This is a genomic window from Pseudomonas sp. BN411, assembly GCF_029871235.1.
Taxonomy (GTDB): Bacteria; Pseudomonadota; Gammaproteobacteria; order Pseudomonadales; family Pseudomonadaceae; genus Metapseudomonas.
On sequence record NZ_SSOM01000068.1, the window covers coordinates 38,447 to 55,882 of the forward strand.

The window sequence follows — 17,436 nt, forward strand, 5'->3', positions numbered from 1 at the left end:
GGGTTATCCGTAGAGTTGCTCTTCCAGTTCGTGGAGAGCCTTGGTGTATCCCGCCTTGCCGCCAAAGGCCTTAACCAGCTCCACCGGTGCGCCGATCTGGCTGAAGGGCGCTAGTTGCAGAATCTTGATGTCTTCGATGTGCTCGATGCCGGTGTCGGCGTACTTGTCGACCAGCGCCTCCAGCACCTGCCGTGCTGCGCCTGAGTATTTGGCGAAGTAATTGCGCTTCCTCACCTGCTCGGCGCGTTCCCTGCGGGTGAGCGGCGGCTGGTCGAAGGCGACATGGCAAATCAGATCGAACGGATCGAGCGGCTGGCCACGCTTGGCTGCCACCTCTTCTGCCAGTGCCTCCCAGAAAATCCCCTTGGCGGCAAGCTCATCAATGATGGCCTTCTTCTGCTCAGCATCGTTCCAGCGTCGCAGGAAGTCGTCGAGCGAGGCGAACTGCTTCTGCACGCAGCTGCGGGTGTAGTCACGCAGGGATTCGGTGATCAACTTACCGTCCGGGCCGTAGTACTGCACACGCTCGGCAATCACCGAGATCGGGACGGTGTCGATGACGTACTTGATCCGTTTCTTGCCCTCCTCTTCTCCGGTGAATTCGATATCACCTGGCTGATCTGGCATGCCGCCCGTAATGCCGTCCTCGCCATCCAGTGGGCTCTCGGGCGGCACGGGCGACTCGTCGCCTTCGGGGCTATAGATCACCACCGGATCGCCGTCGAAGGCTGGGTCGGCGAATAGCTCGGTAGCCTTTTTGAAGTCCATGATGGTGAACCAGAACTTGCCGTAGTCCTCATTGATGCGGGTACCCCGGCCGATGATCTGCTTGAACTCGGTCATGGACTTGATGTGCTGGTCCAGCACCACCAGTTTGCAGGTCTGAGCGTCGACGCCGGTGGTCATCAGTTTGCTGGTGGTGGCGATGACCGGATAGCGCTCTTCCGGATTGATGAAGTTGTCCAGCTCGGCCTTGCCTTCCTGGTCATCGCCGGTGATGCGCATGACGTACTTGCGGTTTTCGGCTACACGCTCGGGGCTGAGGTTGACCAGCGCCTGACGCATACGCTCGGCGTGGTTGATGTCGTCGCAGAAAACGATGGTCTTCTGGTACGGATCGGTGGCCTTGAGGAACTCGGTGACCTTCTGCGCAACCAGTTGAGTACGCGCCTCAATCACCAGGTTGCGGTCCATGTCCTTGAGGTTGTAGATGCGGTCCTCGATCAGCTCGCCGTTCTTGTCGAGCATGCCCTTGGGCGGTCGCCAGCCTTGCAGGTCCTTGTCGAAGTCGATGCGCACCACCTTGTAGGGGGCGAGGAAGCCGTCCTCGATGCCCTGCTTGAGGGTGTAGCTGTAAACCGGTTCGCCGAAGTAGGTGATGCTGGAAACGTCCTTGGTTTCCTTGGGCGTGGCGGTAAGGCCGATATGGGTAGCACTCGAGAAGTACTCGAGGATCTCGCGCCAGGCCGAATCCTCCGCGGCGCTGCCACGGTGGCATTCGTCGATCACCACCAGGTCGAAGAAGTCCGGCGAGAACTGCTTGTAGATGTTCTTCTCTTCCTCGGCGCCAGTGACAGCCTGGTAGAGCGACAGGTAGATCTCGTAGGAGGTGTCAATCTGCCGCTTGGCGATCTTGGTCATCGCCTGGCCGAATGGCTTGAAGTCATTGTTCTTGGTCTGGTCGACCAGGATGTTGCGGTCAGCCAGGAAAAGGATGCGTTTCTTTTGGCGCGACTTCCACAACCGCCAGATGATCTGGAACGCGGTATAGGTCTTGCCAGTGCCCGTCGCCATAACCAGCAGGACGCGATCCTGCCCACGCGCTACGGCCTCGACCGTGCGGTTGACGGCGTTCATCTGGTAGTAGCGCGGCATGCGGCCGGAGCCGTCGTCGTAGTACGGCGCCTCAACCTTCTGCTGGGCTTCGCCCTCAAGGCCCTTCCACTGGCAATAGCGCTGCCATAGCTCGGCTGGACTGGGGAACTGGTCAAGGCGCAGCTCTGTTTCCACTTGGCTGCCGGTACCGCTGCGGTCGTGAAACAGAAAGCCGTCGCCATTGCTGGAAAACACAAACGGCACGTCCAGCGCCTCGGCATAACCCAGCGCCTGCTGCATGCCCGAGCCAATGGAGTGCTTGTTGTCCTTCGCCTCAATGACAGCGATCGGCAGATTCTGCTGGTGGTAGAGGATGTAGTCCGCTCGGCGCGACTCGCCGCGGCTATGCAGCTTGCCACGCACAATGATGCGGCCTTTGGTGAAGCTGACTTCCTCGCGTACCTGTTTTTGCAGGTCCCAACCCGCATTCGCAATGGCCGGCGAGATAAATTTGCTGCAGATGTCTCGTTCCGAGAGCGACTTCTTGTCCATGTTCAATTCCTAAGCAGCATGTAAAGCCATGCCATCCCATGCAAGCGATTCGGGCTACGGCTAGACAGCAGCAAGGAATGGACACGCGTCTCGGATCGCTCGGAAACACTGATGAGGGGCCATCCCTGAGGTACTGCGGCCAGCCATGATTCGACTGCGATCACAATATCCACCTGCTTTTCATGGGTAAAGATCGGAAACCGTCGAGATGGAACTTTTTGCGCGAACGGTTGTTTGCCGATCGAGAACTCAAGCAACTCGTGACTCCCCATGTCGCCAATCAATTCGCCTGTGGTGGCGGCTCCCTGGCTTGTTGGCACAAAACACCGCCTGGCGATGCCCGACGGTGATGACTTGGTCGTCCTTCACCACCACGTAGCTATTTCGGGCCTTCTCACCAAATGCCGCTCCGTGGCCGTCAGGCCGAGCAGCATCTGCCGGAAATGCGCCCGGTCAAAGAAGTACACCCGCGCACCTCGGTTCCAGGTGAGGCACCCAAAGACGATTAGCCATTCGATCTGCTGAATGCGGATGCCACGCTGACTGCAACGCTGCACGGCATGTGCGCTGAGTTCCATTGCTCTGCTCCTCTGCCGACGTCGATCCGCGGCCCGTCAGGTTGGTCATCCGTGACCGGCGGGCTCCACCCTTGCCCACATCCGGCAGGCACATCTGAAGGATATGTCGCCTTACTGGACACACCAATAATGGGCGTTCATACAGGTCAACTTTTCAGGCGGGTTTGGGTGGAGACGAAGGGCAAAGAGTCACACCGGCAAGTCTTCACCACCGCATGCGTCAACTTTTGGTTCGGGCTCAGCCAAGGCTGACGAGCCAAGGCTCAACAACGCGTTTGCGCTGGTCGAGATTCAATGCAGCCACGCCCCCCTTCACCAGCGCCTTCTTGTCTCCTGTGTGTGGGTTGATGACATAGGTGCCAATGCTTGGCAACGTGTTGGGGTTACCACTCCAACCTAGATTGAATGCGGCCAGCTTGGGGAACCAGAACTGACTGGCGTAGGGCAGATTGTCATGAATCCACCAGGCCAGTGGGGTCCAGTCGCCTTTCTGGTCGTACCAGGGCAGCAACGCCGGAACCACGATGCAGGCGGTGGCGCCCAAGTAGCCTTCGACATCGGGGTAGTCCCAGATGTGCGAGGCGTAATTTTTCTCGTTGGTTGCGCAGCTGTACTGGTTGTTGTTCTCGGCGCCTTTGGCGTTGACTGCCGGAGCACGATAGGCCGAACGGATAACAAGTCGGCCGAAGCGGTCCTGCAACGGCTCCAGCAGCCGCTCACAAAGCTGGCGCCCTGCTTCAATGGCTCGATCCGGGAAGTCCGGAATATTGGGGATACCCTCGATCTGGCTGATTTCCGAATAGAGGAAATCGCGCATGTAGAAATGGGTGGAAAGCTTCACCCGGCCCAGATCTTCCAGCGCCTTGACAGTGGTGGGTTTGTTCATTGGGTTACATCCCTGAGGGCAAGTATTGGTTGCAGCTGACTCACCGCTGCCGCATACAAGACGCTGGGAGGAGGAGCGATGCGTCCATCCCAACGACCGTCGTTGTCCAAATCACGGTCGGTGCCGCCCTTGTCGTAATCCCAACGGTCGTCGTTATCGACATCGCGATCCGAACCACCCGCGCCATAATCCCAACGCCCATCATTGTCGAGATCACGGTCACTGCCGCCCTTGTCATAGTCCCAACGACCATCGTTATCGACGTCGCGATCCGAACCGCCGCGACCAAAATCCCACCGACCGTCATTGTCCAAATCGCGGTCTTCGGCTTGGACGAATGCGCAGAATGATAGCGCCAGCAGCATGATGAGCACGTGCATCTCAGACTTCCTCGGGCTCCGGCTCATGTTCGAGCAGGTTGAGCTCAAGATCCGCTCTATCAACCCACTCCTCGGTAATCTCGCCCTTCACGGCTACGCCCAGCTGGCGGAAATCGCTGACCTGTTTGACCAGGTTGCCCTTGCCATGCACCAGTTGGTCGCAGGCCTTCTTGTAAGCGTCCTGGGCTTTCTCCAGGCTCTTGCCCACCCCGTCCATGCTGCCAAGGAAAGTACGCAGTTTGTCGTAGACCTTGGCCGCGCGCTCGGCCAGTTCGGCGGTGTGCTTGTTCTGGTCTTCGAAGCGCCACAACTGGCGCACGATGTTCAGGCTGGTCAGCAAGGTGGTCGGCGTGGCAACCAGCACGTTCTGTTCGATGGCCTTCTGGAACAGGGTCTCATCAGCCTTGAGCGCCTCGACAAAGGCCGATTCGATCGGCACGAACATGAAGACCATCTCCGGAGCATTCAGCCCAGGCAGGTCGAAGTAGTGCCGGTCGGAAAGCTCTTTGATGCGCTGGCCGACGGCCGCCACATGCTCGGCCAGGGCTACGCGCCGCTCGGTGTCGTCCTCGGCGTTGATATAGCGGGTGTAGGCGTTGAGCGAAACCTTGGCGTCGATGATCAGGTGCTTGCCCTGAGGCAGGTGGACGATCACGTCTGGACGCTTGCGACCTTCTTCGTCGGTGAAGCTGACCTCGCGCTCGAAATCGCGGCCCTGGATCAGCCCGGAGCGCTCCAGCACGTTCTCCAGGATCAGCTCACCCCAATTGCCTTGGGCCTTTTTCTGCCCCTTGAGCGCAGTCGTGAGGTCCTGGGCTTCCTGGGTAATCTGCCGGTTGAGCTCTTTCAGGTGCAGTAGCTCCTGGGTCAACGCGGCCTGCTGCTGCACGTCCTTGTGGTGGATGTCCTCTACCTTGGTGCGGAAGCCTTCAATCTGCTCGCGGAAGGGTTTGAGCAGCGCATCCAATGACTGCTGGCTGTGCTGTGAGAAGGCCTGCCCCTTGGCCTCGAAGATCTGACCAGCCAGTTGCTCGAACTCCAGCTTGAGCTGGTCGCGGCTATCCTTCAGCAGTTGCTGCTGCTCGGCAAAGTGCTGCTGCTTCTGCTCAAGTGTACTGCTCAGGGTCGCGTGCTCTCTGGACAGATTGGCGAACTTCTCCTGCAGCACCTCATGGCTGTTCTGCTGGCGTTCGTGAGCCTGTTTGAGCTCTTCATGCTGCTGCACAAGCTGTGCATGCTGAGCACGTGCAGCGCTAGCCTGGCTCTGCGCTTCCGCCAGTTTGGCACCTAGTTGCTTCAGCTCATCCCGCGCGCCGGCCATTTCCTCCTGGGCATATCCGACTTGGCGTTGCAGCTGCTCGACATGCGCCTTCTCCGCCCGCACTGCAACGGTCAGCTCGCGTAGTTCCAGCTCCTGCTGCTGGCTGATTACCCGCTGCTGATCGAGCAGCACCTGGCAATCCCGCAGCCCTTCCAGCGCCTCTTGCCGACGCATCAGCTGCCAGAACAGCGCCACCCCCAAGGCCAGCACCATGGCAATTGCGAGTACTCCCACAGACATTCCGATATCAGTCACAGCGTTTCTCCTTCTGCTAACCCGCCGATAACGGCCGGCTTGAATGACACCATCAGGATATGTAGCGTAAAGCGACGCATCCACGGTGTTTACCCGTACAGGTAAAGTTTTCGAGCAGATGGAGAAGCCATGAAGCGCAAGCAATCAATCGAATCAGTACGCTGGGATCTGGCGTTGCGCTATCGCCTGATCGAGACGGTAGCCTGGTGGGAAGGCCGACTGACAACGGGACACCTGATACAGAGCTTTGGTATCAGCCGGCAGCAAGCGTCGAAAGACATCAACACCTACATCAGCGAGCACGCGCCGAAAAACCTGACATATGACAAGCACCTGAAGGGGTACGTACCCAGCAAGCAGTTCAAGCCGCTGTTCATTGACGACAGCGCTAGCGCCTACCTGCATCTGCTGAACCAGAACCACGAGCGCGCCCCACATATCGAGGGCCTGGCCTTAGCCTATGCACACACCGAAGTGCTGGCCGTACCCGACCGCACGGTACGCCCCGAAGTGTTGCGGCCTTTGCTCAAGGCTTGTCGCGAGGGGCTGCGCCTGGAGTGCGAGTACGTGTCGTTCACCACGCCAGATGGCGAAACTCGCCTGATCGCTCCCCACACCCTGGTCTATACCGGGATGCGCTGGCATGTGCGCGCCTACTGCGAGAAAAATCGAGACTACCGCGACTTCGTGCTGAGCCGCTTCCGGGGCATTCCGGAACTAATGGATGACCGCACGGAGTACGGTCGAGAGAATGATCCGGGCTGGTACACCCTAGTGCAGGTGATTATCGAGCCCGACTCGCGCCTCAAGCCCGAGCAGAGGGCCATTATCGAAGCCGACTACGGCATGCAGGATGGCCAGCTTAGGATCGAAACCCGTGGTGCCCTCGTGCAGTACGCACTGCAACGATTCCAGATCGACCCGACCAAGGTGCATACCAAGGCCACGGCACAACAGATTGTAGTGGTGAACCTCGATGAACTGGGAGCCTGGCTCTATCACTGACGTTCGGAGCCTGTAAGAGCACTCCTATGCAACAACCAATGGGGCTAGTTTTCGCTCAAATCCGAGCACAACCCCTCAAGCCAGCATCATGTTTCTCCAACCCCATTCTGCGCTCAGCAGAGACTTCGCCAGAGCTCCCCAGACTCGACGACGCGAGTGAATCGAACAGCAGAAAAACCCTCTGGAAACAGCGAGCCTTTCTCAACGGAATCGACTTGGTCTAAAGGGCGCAATAGGGCTCGTTCGTCACGTAGGACAACCTCGAGCACCTCTCGAGAGATGACCTTGAAACCATCCACAACCTGCTCGTCAAACTCGATTGAGGTATCAACGACCCACGCATGCAGATGTGCTTCTGGGTGCTGACCGTCGTAGCCCAATCGAGAACGCAGCCCCGAATCACTCATCAGCGCATCCACAATCGCTACGCGCTTTCGGCGCAATTGCCATGCAGCCTTGCGCAGTGTATTGGTCCGATGGAGCCAGACTTCATGCCTGGTCGAACGCAGATAGCCCGACTTCACTTCCAGCAAGAGCAAGATGCCGTCCTGTTGGCAGATCAAGTCAACCTCTCCCGCATCCTCATCCGCCATCAATGGCGGCCTATAGCCAACCTCAACGGAAAACCCCCTGCGCTTGAAGGCTTCGGCCAGAACCTGCTCTACCCGCCGCGTTTCTATTTGCAGATCAGCCCTCCGGGCACCTACCCGCCGAAGGTTGTTTAAGGCCGCGGTCAGATTGTTCTGCTGGGCCACGAGCCAGGGAAACTGAAAGCTGTAGCGCCCGATTTTGTAGAAGGGACGTTCGTACAGCCTCGGAGCCGGCATCCGCGGATTCTGCCTCAATTGCTGACACAGCAATTTGAGATCACTGGTCCAGAACTTCAGAATCGATTTGGCCGATTCCGTATCTCCATCGGGGAACTCCGTGCAGACGGTCCATCCCTTGATGCGCCGGACCTTCTCCTCCGCCTCGGACCAGGTCAGGGGGAATCGATTCTCGCCTGTGCGCAATCCATCCAATGCCAACTGACCAAGGGCGTGAGCCACAACCCCCGTCTCACTGAAGTGACGCTGAAACGGCCGAATGAACGCTTGCTCAAAAAAGACAGAGGTCAGTTCACTGGCCAAAAGCACATGATGCATCTGGACCTGGGATCCGTCGCTGAGCGACAGTTGCTCCCCCAGACCATAGATTTGCTGAAGCAGTAGCCGGCTGCGAATCGCCTTGATGAACGCTAGCCGGTTTGCTTCGTGGTTTTCGGCGGAGCCGATAATTTCATCGACCATGCCGGAATCGACATACTCCTGAACCGCGCGGTTCATCCAGTAGTGCCAGAGAAGCTCATTCTTTCGCTCTGTTCGCTTCCACTGCACAGTCCCTTCATCCGATTCGTTGAAGATCACGGACTGGCCAGGCCTGAGCTGGTAACGACATTCGGGGTCGAAGCAAAACCAGTCAATTGAACCCTCATAGTCGATCCGTTCCTGAGTTGCTTCGACCAAAACGGCCAGCGCCTCAAGGATGGATCGACACTCTGCTGATGCATCTGGACCAGCGAAGAGTAGAGGCGACAGATGCCTCTGCAAGGACTCCCCCAGGCGCACCTCGCTAAGACGGAAATGCTCCTCATCGCATACCTGCAGCTTCCTCAAAATAATGCGGTTGTAAGCCTCCCACTGCTTACTTTCAGGAACACCTGCGCCCACTCCGGTGAGTTCTTGATAGGCCAGGATGCTCAGGTACGAGAACAACTCCAGCAGCGACAACTGCTTTAGCTGGCCCTCCATTTGGCGTATGAGCTCATCAAATGGCTTGAGCTGGTCAAGCAGACGATCGCACACACCAAAGAAGATCTGCCAATCGAGGCTGATCAAGCTTGCACGCAAATAAGCCCATAGAGGCGAGTCAGGCCGCTCAAAAAGCTTCGAATAGCGAATTGCCCATCTAAGGGTCTCGGGGTTGTGTGTTGCCAGATGTTCAAGCAATTCGACGCTGATTGCATTGTCAAAATGCAGTACACGACTCAAGGCCAGGCTGGCCAAGCCAGCACCTTGCACCGCCGACACATCCCACCAGAACGGAGCTGAAGTTAAGCCGACTGCACGATCAAACGCAGAGAGATTCTTACCGCTAGGTCGCTGATCCAGAAAATGGTGCAGGCACTCATCCAGTGCTTGCGCATTGCTGCTCAGTGACTGGCTGACCGTGTAGATCGATAGGTAATGCTGCAGGCACCGATTTCCCTTCTCGTCCACCCACAAAACTCCAAAGATAGAACCTGCTCAGCTGAAGCCTTCGCAGCCATGAAAGCGGCTGCCTATCACGTGAGCGTGAGCACTACGCGCGGCTAAAGCGGATCACTCGTCGTCTTCGGCCAACTCGAAACTCATGCCGCTGAGCATTTCCACACCAGCCGGCTGCCGCACCAGTTCGTAAGTATCCACGCTGTCCCCGGTCCCTCCAAGGGTAAAGGACACCAGCCAGGTGAAGTCCCCCAGTGCGTGAGTGGCCGTAAAGGACACGGACCAGTTTTCGCCGTCGTCCTTCAGGATCCCACTGCTGTTTTGAATCAAATCATGTTGTTTGAGCTCGCTTGCTGCGATGCGGTAAGGCTGCCCAGCCGCCTCGAAGACGGCCTCACCAATCGGTTGAACTGCCATGAAGCCCCCTCAATTTGTCGAGGGGGCACTATAGCCCATGATGACCGAATTTCTGCTGTCAGATCCGGCTGTAACCACAGTTACGAGTACGGCCGAAGTACTCCTTGGTGGCGTTTTTGCAGAAGTAGCTCACCCGGTGAAAAAAGGCCGCCAATCCAGGATCGCCCTCCCCCCTGTTCAAATGAAAGGAGGCGTTGTCCGGTACGTTCACCAGACCACTGACGTCAAGAATGGATAACTGCAAGGCTCGGGCCCAAGCCTCCTGCAGGCGATGGAACATATTGACTCGCTCAGTCTCCAGTCTACCCAGCGTGTGATAAGCATCCCGGTTGAGCATAAACGCGAAGTGGTAATGGGGCTGACCTTGCCCGCTAACCTCACGCACCCAGAAGTAGCGGAGCTCTGTCGCATGAACACGCCGCTCCTCACGTGCGGCTCTGTCCTGATCGGCTTTCAGCTGCGCCCCGAATGAGTCAATGAAGCGTCGAATCACCGTGTTGTGCACGAAGTCGTCGGGCATGCGATAGCCGCTAGGAAGCTTCAAGTCGACTCTAGCTGCGAAGACGCGAGGATAAGCCATGAGCGCTTTCTCGGTGACCAGCTGGAACTTCTCCAGGTACTCAGTAATGAAGGGGCCCTTCTCGACCATCAGCGGCAGACCATAGTAGTCGGGCTGGCACCAGAGGGTCAGATTGCTATTGCCGGGATGGCGCTTTGGGGTGGCCTGGGTAGACATGGGGTTACTCCGTTGCATTGGTTTCATACCACCTGCAACGGAATATTTTTTAACCAAACACGGCAGGCCCAGGGCAGTGCTTCGATCTCAATGCCCTACGACAAGGTGAAACGCCGAGGCAGATTAAGCTGTGGGCAATACGGGTGGATTAGTGATCTGGATGATCATGGAAATGCCCCTAAAAGCAGACTGCCCGCGCCGACATCAGTACCAAGAAAATCTCCGGAATTTCCCGAACATTCGAATCAGAATCCTGCAGCCGCCCCAAGACTCACCCACTCCGACTTAAAACCATAGGAAGCCGGGCCTGAGCCCGACTTCCTATGGCTTCACTCATCGTATCGTCCTTCGTCTCGTTCTTCGACACGAGCGAGGACCCAGTCTTGCACCTCGCTCTCAACCCAGCCGACGCAACGGTCACCCAGCGAAACTGGCCTGGGGAATGTGCCCTCAGCAATGTACTTGTAGATGGTCGAGCGGCCTAGGCCGGTGGTGTCGATGACGTCTTTCAGGCGGATGATTTTCACGATACAGCACCTCTGAGTATTGGTTCAGAGGATTGGGGAAAGCTGTAGAAAATTACTTTCAGCTCAGCTCTTGGTCGGGGCACGACTTAGCTAACAGAGGACCCGTAGCGCTTCAGGGCCCTAAATTTAGTATGCAAGCCATAGCTGGCACGCTGATCTAGGTCGATTGCCAGTATTGCCTCCAGTCGCTCACACGTCGCCTCGCCCCTCAGCGCCTGAACCACAAAGCACGCTCCCGAGAACTCTTGCTCTTTGGGGAGGGCTAACAAAGCCCGCACCCCCTGGTAGGCAACCGGGTTAGTTGGCGGTAGCACCTGAAATTGCATCTCATCGAACGCCAATTCCTCGAGGGGAAGTAATAACTGCTTGAGTCGGCAAGCCAGTGCAAAGGAAACCTCGTATAGAAACTGACCGCCGCACTGCTCGGTTACTCCGTCATACAACATGAGCGATCGGCTTCGAGGCTTGAAATCTGCTTTAGCACAGGCCATCAACGCCTCATCCACGAAAAAAGTGTCTTTCGACAACTGGCTCCATCGTGTCGAAAGAAGGCGAGAGGCGTACCCGTCCAACAAAAACTGCAAAGCGGAAGCAACAGCATCCACCCCTCCGGGCAGATTCCTCTGGGGGACAAAGAAGGCGGCCAAATGGTCAAAATCACGCGTAAGCCCCAAAAACTCAAGGTCGTGCTTGGACCAGTCAAACCGCGCTCCGCGGCTCAAGTCTGCTAGCGAAATAATCTTGCCCGCCTCAGTCGACTGGCCTCCGTACGATGCTTTATCAGCTTGCAGTACCAAGGTCACCAACTGGGGTTGCATCGCGACCAAGCTCGGATGATGAAGATTTAAGAAGTAGACCGTATCCCAGCTTCCGAGCAGTCTGGAGCCACTGAATCCAACAATTTTGTGGCTGATCAGACCCAGCTCGTTAAGCTTGTGCAGATGCGCCTTAAGTGACTCCCGCCCCAATCCAGTTAGATCGGATAACGCCGCAAACCCCGTAGACCGAACAACACCAAAACGGTCTGCATAGCAGAGCAAAACAGCAAGGAGGAGGCGGTTGGTAGCACTGGCTTTGCCTTTAAGTCGCTTGCGCGCAGTCACCTTTCGGTGTGCCGGACTATCTACCAAAGCGGCCTGGCTCGTTGTCGCAATCGAAGTGAGCCCCTGTATCTGATTCTCAGGGTGTAACACCTGGTCGACCAGATGGGACAGCGGACACTGCTCCGCCCCACCTTCCTCCGCAGCCAACCTCTCGAGCAGTCGCTCCGTGCATTCGAGCGAGTCTCTTGGGCGTCCTTTTCCTTCAGCGACCCTGGCCATCCTGATGAAGTCGCGTGACTGCAATTCATCCAAAGCACGGTTGGAAACAGGAGTCGACTGACGCAACCCGACAGACAACGCTTGGACCTCGGTTCGCCCAATGGGACGCCCCGCGTAGACCCGCAGATAGCTCGCAAACAGCGCCCTGGCCTCAGGACTAAGACCGAGGCCCTTCATCTGGACGAAAGCTATATGCATAGCTCCCACGCCCCTGATCGAAATTTAGATTTATTTAATGATATCACACCGTGTTAATAGAAATTTAATCAGCAGTGATATCACTAATGATAAATAATCTATCCAACTTAAGCCGGAGCTTTGCAATGCGCCCTCACCTTCACTGGCTAAACAGAAACAACGACGAGCAGCTCCTTTGGGCAAAGGACTACCTGAACAAGCACGCAGCCATACTCAAGCAGACGCACCCGAACGCCCCTGTCGAAGTCATCAGCTCAACTGGCTGGCATGAGATCTATGAACAAATTACGGAATGGGCCGAAAGAGCCCAGAACGACGAGAAGCAGAAGGGATTGAGAGAAAAGCTCGGTCGTGCCTGGTCGCAAAAGAAATACAGCGCAAAGAAAGGGGGCAAGCGGGCTCGCAGCCTTGTACTCCAAGAGGCCACGAAGAAGCAGCTGGACGACTTCGCCCGGTCAAGATCCCTGCCCATGACAGTAGATGACGCACTGCAACTGCTTCTGGCATGCGGAACGAAACAAACCAATGAAATCGAACGACGACTGAGTCTCAAGGCAAGCGACGCGGGCAAGGTACATGACAGCCTGAAGGCCGAAATCACCCGCAAGACCCAGGCGATTGATGCTCTGAACCGGCTCCTGAGGGAGAGCGTGGTGGACCAGAGCATACTTGAGCTTCAACTGGAGCAAGCCAGGCAGCAGGGGCTCACCCCAGCAAAACCACCAGCGAAAGTTGTAGAAGATCTCAGCAAGAAGCTCTTGAGCGAGGCCCTGCGACGGGAACTTGAAAATCTCGGCACCAAGGATCTTGGAGTACGCAGCCTGACCCAGCTCGCCAATTACCCAGACCTTAAACTAATAGAGCTGCGCCTGAACCATATGCGCGAAGGCAAGCCCCTTACTCATCGCGCTAAACGCATCGATACACTTCTAAGGAAAGCATGCCTCCGCAATCTTGAAGCTAGTTTGAACTCGATAGACACCCATCCTGCGCGTGGCCTAAACATAGGCCGCCTCCGAAGCCTAGAGCCATGCACATGGATTGAATGCCACCAGAACGTAATCATCACTGGCATGACAGGCAGAGGCAAAACCTGGCTGGCCTGTGCCCTCGGCCGCCAGGCCTGCGAGAAAAGATGGCGGGTGCGCTATTACTCCCAAGGGGACCTCCTTGACGAACTCGCAACTGCACGCGACAGCAAGAAATTTCAAGAAGCCCGCAAAGTCCTGTCTGACTTTGACTTACTGATCATCGACAATTTCGACCTGACAGAGCTGACAACCAGCCAGTACCAAGACCTACTGGAAATTATCGACTCGCGCGTGCAGTGCCGCTCAACCCTTGTCGCCAGCTGCACAAATCCAAGCCAGTGGCGCGAATTGATCAGGGATAACGAAGCAGCGCGGATGCTGATAGACCGACTCGCATACGCCCCGCATCAATTTCATCTTCAGGGAGAATCGATGCGAGAGAAAATGGCGAGACTGGCCCCTGGCTGCAATCCAGGCGACTCGATTAATTGCCCACCGAGCCAGCAATCTCAGGGCAATGCTATTTCACCAATGGACAGCCCTCGGGAGGTAGCAAGGGAGGATGACGTAACATCAAACGAAAGCCCGGCCATAGTCGCCACCGAGACCCACAGCACCATAAACACGCAGCCTGAAAACCACCCATCAACAACCCAGGACATCAACGAGCCCATGCCTACGCCAGAAAGCTACGAGAAACTACTTTCGCTTAGGCCCATTACCTCGAAGCACATTAGCTCAAAGAAATAACTCGCTCATGACCACTGCCCGAAGCCACCCAGATAAATGGCCGCCAAAGGCTTGTGAGCACCAGGTCAACGCACCAAGAAACCGAACCCCAAGTAGGTCCAGCAAATCTCAATTCACTACCAATTCACTACCAGAAATGCCAAATCGCAGAAACGAAAAAGGCCGGCGCTTTCGCTACCGGCCTAAGTCGTTGAAGAATATGGTCGGGACGGAGTGATTCGAACACTCGACCCCTTGCACCCCATGCAAGTGCGCTACCAGGCTGCGCTACGCCCCGACGTTTTGTAGCTCGCTCCGGATCACCGGAAGCGGAGCGAACTATATCTTAAGCTTTTGAATTGTGGAAGGTTTTTTTCAAAAAAATTCACTTCCGCAACACATGGAGGACATCTTCGAGCTCAGCGATCATCTGGCGGATGAGTTGCTTGTACTGCGTGGTGTCTTCCTTGGCTTCGTCCCCGGAGAGGCGCTGGCGCGCCCCGCCGATGGTAAAGCCCTGATCGTATAACAGCGCCCGGATCTGCCGAATCATCAGCACATCCTGACGCTGGTAGTAGCGACGGTTGCCGCGCCGCTTTACTGGGTTGAGCTGGGGAAATTCCTGCTCCCAGTAACGCAGCACGTGGGGCTTGACTGCGCAGAGTTCACTAACTTCGCCAATAGTGAAGTAACGCTTGCCTGGAATGGGCGGTAACTCGTCGTTATGACTCGGTTCCAGCATAAGCTTCAACCCTGGCTTTGAGTTTCTGCCCTGGACGGAAAGTGACCACACGGCGAGCCGTGATCGGGATTTCCTCTCCTGTCTTCGGGTTTCGGCCAGGCCGCTGACGCTTGTCGCGCAGATCGAAGTTGCCGAATCCTGACAACTTCACCTGTTCGTTGTGCTCCAGCGCCTGACGGATTTCCTCGAAGAACAGCTCCACCAGTTCCTTGGCTTCCCGTTTATTCAGGCCAAGCTCTTCATAAAGACGTTCAGCCATCTCAGCTTTCGTCAGAGCCCCCATACGCTACTTCCTTAACGTGGCATTGAACCTGTCTTCTAGCGAGGTGACGATGTTTTGCGTCGTGGTGTTCACCTCATCGTCAGTAAGAGTGCGCGATGGATGCTGCCAGGTCAAGCCAACGGCAAGGCTTTTTCTAAGCGGATCAATGCCTTTACCGTGATACACGTCAAATAGCCTGAGGTCCGTCATCCACTCGCCAGCGGCTTCGCGGATGGTGGCCAGCACGGACTCTGCGGGAACCTCGCGATCCACCAGCAGGGCCAGGTCACGGCGCACTTCAGGGTAGCGCGACAGTTCGCTGAAGCTCGGTAGCTTGCCTTGCATCACTTCGGCCAGTACCAGCTCGAACAGGTAGACCGGTTGATCCAGGTCCAGGGCCTTGGCCAATTCCGGGTGCAGTGCACCGAGGAAGCCAACCAGGCGCCCTTCCCTTTCAATGCGAGCGGTCTGGCCCGGGTGCAGAGCCGGATGCTCGCCCGGCACGAAGCTGAAGGCACCCAAGTCGCCGGCGGCGCCGAGAACGGCTTCGACGTCGGCCTTAGCATCGTAGAAGTCGACGGCGTCGCGACCGTTGGCCCAGCCTTCCGGCAGACGGGAACCGCAGAGCACGCCCGCCAGCATCGGCTCTTGCTTCAGGCCTTCAAGCTGGCCAACGAAGCGCAGGCCGCTTTCGAACAGGCGAACGCGAGACTGCTGACGGTTGAGGTTGTGCTGCAGCGCGCTCACCAGGCCCGGCCACAGCGACGAGCGCATGGCGGCCATGTCGGCGGAGATGGGGTTGGCCAGCATTAGCGGCTTCACGCCCGGAGTGAACAGCTCGAACAGCTTCGGATCGATGAAGCTGTAGGTGATGGCTTCGTGGAAACCACGAGCCACCAGCAGGCGACGCAGGGCCGGCAGTTCAACCGCACCTTCGGCGCGCGCACGCGGCGCCAGGCGGGCTTGCGGGTAACGAACCGGCAGACGGTTGTAGCCGTAGAGGCGGCCCAGCTCTTCGATCAGGTCCACTTCCAGGCTGATGTCGAAGCGGTGGCTCGGCACTTCTACGCGCCACTGGCCAGCGCCTTCGGCGGTGACCTTCAGGTCCAGCGCGGTGAGCAGGCGCTCGACTTCGGCGGCGTCCATTTCCATGCCCAGCATCTGGGCGATGCGATCGGCGCGCAGGGTCACCGGAGCTACATTCGGCAGGCTTTCCTGGCTGGCAGCTTCGATGATCGGGCCGGCTTCGCCGCCGACGATTTCCAGCAGCAGGCCGGTCGCACGTTCCATGGCTTCGCGAGCCAGTTGGAAGTCAACGCCACGCTCGAAGCGGTGGGACGAATCGGTGTGCAGACCGTAGGAGCGAGCCTTGCCGGCGACAGCGATGGTGTCGAAGAAGGCCGCTTCCAGGAACAGGTCGCGAGTCTTGCCGCTAACGCCGCTGTGCTCGCCACCCATCACGCCGGCGATGGCCAGGGCGCGATTGTGGTCGGCGATCACCAGGGTGTCTGCGCGCAGGGATACTTCCTGGCCATCCAGCAGGACGAGCTTCTCGCCCTCGTCCGCCATGCGCACGCGAATGCCGCCGTTGATCTCGGCGAGGTCGAAGGCGTGCATCGGTTGACCGAGTTCGAGCATCACGTAGTTGGTGATGTCGACGGCAGCATCAATGGAACGCACTTCGGAGCGACGCAGGCGCTCGACCATCCACAGCGGGGTCGGGCGGGACAGGTCGACATTGCGGATCACACGGCCGAGGTAGCGCGGGCAGGCAGCAGGAGCGGTCACTTCAACCGGGCGTACTTCGTCGTGAGCCGGCGCAACGGCGGCGACTTGCGGGCGAGTGACTGGAGCTGCGTAGAGCGCACCCACTTCGCGGGCCAGGCCGGACATGCTCAGGCAGTCACCGCGGTTGGGGGTCAGGCCCAGCTCGATGATCACGTCATCCAGGCCGAGGTAGGCACGGATGTCCTGGCCAACAGGGGCGTCAGCCGCCAGTTCCATCAGGCCGTCATTTTCATCGCTGATCTGCAGTTCGGAAGCCGAGCACAGCATGCCATTGGACTCAACGCCACGCAGCTTGGCCTTCTTGATCTTGAAGTCGCCCGGCAGTTCGGCACCGATCATGGCGAAGGGGATCTTCAGGCCGGGGCGCACGTTGGGCGCGCCGCACACGACCTGCAGAGTCTCGCTGCCATTGCTCACCTGGCAGACGCGCAGCTTGTCGGCGTCCGGGTGTTGTTCGGTGCTCAGCACCTCGCCCACGACCACGCCGCTGAAGGCGCCCGCTACCGGAGTAACGCTGTCGACTTCGAGGCCGGCCATGGACAGACGAGCCACCAGCTCGTCACGGGATACCTGCGGGCTTACCCAGCTCCGCAGCCATTGTTCACTGAATTTCATCCTGCTCTCCTAAGGGATTCGTTTCGGACAC

16 protein-coding genes and 1 tRNA gene are annotated in these 17,436 nt (G+C 57.7%); 2 read left to right on the forward strand and 15 right to left on the reverse strand.

Annotated features, from left to right (window positions below):
* Positions 1–3: 3 nt before the first annotated feature.
* From E8F06_RS15205 to rmuC, 6 genes are all read right to left on the reverse strand, one after another.
* Entirely contained in the window at positions 4–2,367 is a 2,364-nt protein-coding gene (locus tag E8F06_RS15205; protein WP_280368666.1) for a DEAD/DEAH box helicase family protein, read from the reverse strand.
* A 2-nt stretch (positions 2,368–2,369) separates the two neighbouring features.
* A complete protein-coding gene (locus tag E8F06_RS15210) occupies positions 2,370–2,687 on the reverse strand; it encodes a hypothetical protein (RefSeq protein WP_280368668.1) in 318 nt (105 codons plus the stop codon).
* Between the two features lie 45 nt (positions 2,688–2,732).
* Positions 2,733–2,945, reverse strand: a complete 213-nt coding sequence (locus E8F06_RS15215; protein WP_280368670.1) for a hypothetical protein — start codon at positions 2,943–2,945, stop codon at positions 2,733–2,735.
* Between the two features lie 238 nt (positions 2,946–3,183).
* Entirely contained in the window at positions 3,184–3,831 is a 648-nt protein-coding gene (locus E8F06_RS15220; protein ID WP_280368672.1) for a peptidase M15, read from the reverse strand.
* Positions 3,828–4,211 (reverse strand): hydrolase, encoded by a 384-nt coding sequence (locus E8F06_RS15225; RefSeq protein WP_280368674.1) that lies wholly within the window; start codon positions 4,209–4,211, stop codon positions 3,828–3,830. Before E8F06_RS15225 ends, E8F06_RS15220 begins: the two co-directional genes overlap by 4 nt.
* Position 4,212: 1 nt before the next feature.
* The gene (rmuC, locus tag E8F06_RS15230) at positions 4,213–5,787 is read right to left on the reverse strand and encodes a DNA recombination protein RmuC (RefSeq protein WP_280368676.1); all 1,575 of its coding nucleotides are present in this window, start codon (positions 5,785–5,787) and stop codon (positions 4,213–4,215) included.
* Between the two features lie 129 nt (positions 5,788–5,916).
* Here rmuC and E8F06_RS15235 point away from each other — a divergent pair, with 129 nt between their 5' ends.
* Positions 5,917–6,792, forward strand: coding sequence for a WYL domain-containing protein (locus E8F06_RS15235; protein ID WP_280368677.1), 876 nt, complete (start codon positions 5,917–5,919; stop codon positions 6,790–6,792).
* A 113-nt stretch (positions 6,793–6,905) separates the two neighbouring features.
* Here the strand turns inward: E8F06_RS15235 and E8F06_RS15240 are convergent, their stop codons facing one another.
* From E8F06_RS15240 to E8F06_RS15260, 5 genes are all read right to left on the reverse strand, one after another.
* Complete coding sequence (locus E8F06_RS15240) at positions 6,906–9,050, reverse strand: NERD domain-containing protein (protein ID WP_280368679.1); 2,145 nt, start codon at positions 9,048–9,050, stop codon at positions 6,906–6,908.
* 102 nt (positions 9,051–9,152) lie between these two features.
* A complete protein-coding gene (locus E8F06_RS15245) occupies positions 9,153–9,455 on the reverse strand; it encodes a hypothetical protein (RefSeq protein ID WP_280368682.1) in 303 nt (100 codons plus the stop codon).
* A gap of 58 nt (positions 9,456–9,513) precedes the next feature.
* Positions 9,514–10,191 (reverse strand): inovirus Gp2 family protein, encoded by a 678-nt coding sequence (locus E8F06_RS15250; RefSeq protein ID WP_280368685.1) that lies wholly within the window; start codon positions 10,189–10,191, stop codon positions 9,514–9,516.
* Between the two features lie 329 nt (positions 10,192–10,520).
* Positions 10,521–10,718, reverse strand: a complete 198-nt coding sequence (locus E8F06_RS15255; RefSeq protein ID WP_280368687.1) for an AlpA family transcriptional regulator — start codon at positions 10,716–10,718, stop codon at positions 10,521–10,523.
* An 86-nt stretch (positions 10,719–10,804) separates the two neighbouring features.
* A complete protein-coding gene (locus E8F06_RS15260; protein WP_280368689.1) occupies positions 10,805–12,238 on the reverse strand; it encodes a hypothetical protein in 1,434 nt (477 codons plus the stop codon).
* Between the two features lie 125 nt (positions 12,239–12,363).
* On the opposite strand from E8F06_RS15260, the gene E8F06_RS15265 reads away from it, so the two are divergent.
* Entirely contained in the window at positions 12,364–14,019 is a 1,656-nt protein-coding gene (locus tag E8F06_RS15265; RefSeq protein WP_280368691.1) for an ATP-binding protein, read from the forward strand.
* A gap of 200 nt (positions 14,020–14,219) precedes the next feature.
* Here the strand turns inward: E8F06_RS15265 and E8F06_RS15270 are convergent.
* The 4 genes from E8F06_RS15270 to pheT all read right to left on the reverse strand — a co-directional run bounded on the left by E8F06_RS15270 (position 14,220) and on the right by pheT (position 17,405).
* Positions 14,220–14,296, reverse strand: a tRNA-Pro gene (locus E8F06_RS15270).
* 87 nt (positions 14,297–14,383) lie between these two features.
* Positions 14,384–14,740 (reverse strand): MerR family transcriptional regulator, encoded by a 357-nt coding sequence (locus E8F06_RS15275; protein ID WP_016493505.1) that lies wholly within the window; start codon positions 14,738–14,740, stop codon positions 14,384–14,386.
* Entirely contained in the window at positions 14,721–15,023 is a 303-nt protein-coding gene (gene ihfA, locus E8F06_RS15280) for an integration host factor subunit alpha (RefSeq protein ID WP_044874623.1), read from the reverse strand. Before ihfA ends, E8F06_RS15275 begins: the two co-directional genes overlap by 20 nt.
* A 3-nt stretch (positions 15,024–15,026) precedes the next feature.
* The gene (pheT, locus tag E8F06_RS15285) at positions 15,027–17,405 is read right to left on the reverse strand and encodes a phenylalanine--tRNA ligase subunit beta (RefSeq protein ID WP_280368693.1); all 2,379 of its coding nucleotides are present in this window, start codon (positions 17,403–17,405) and stop codon (positions 15,027–15,029) included.
* Positions 17,406–17,436 lie beyond the last annotated feature (31 nt).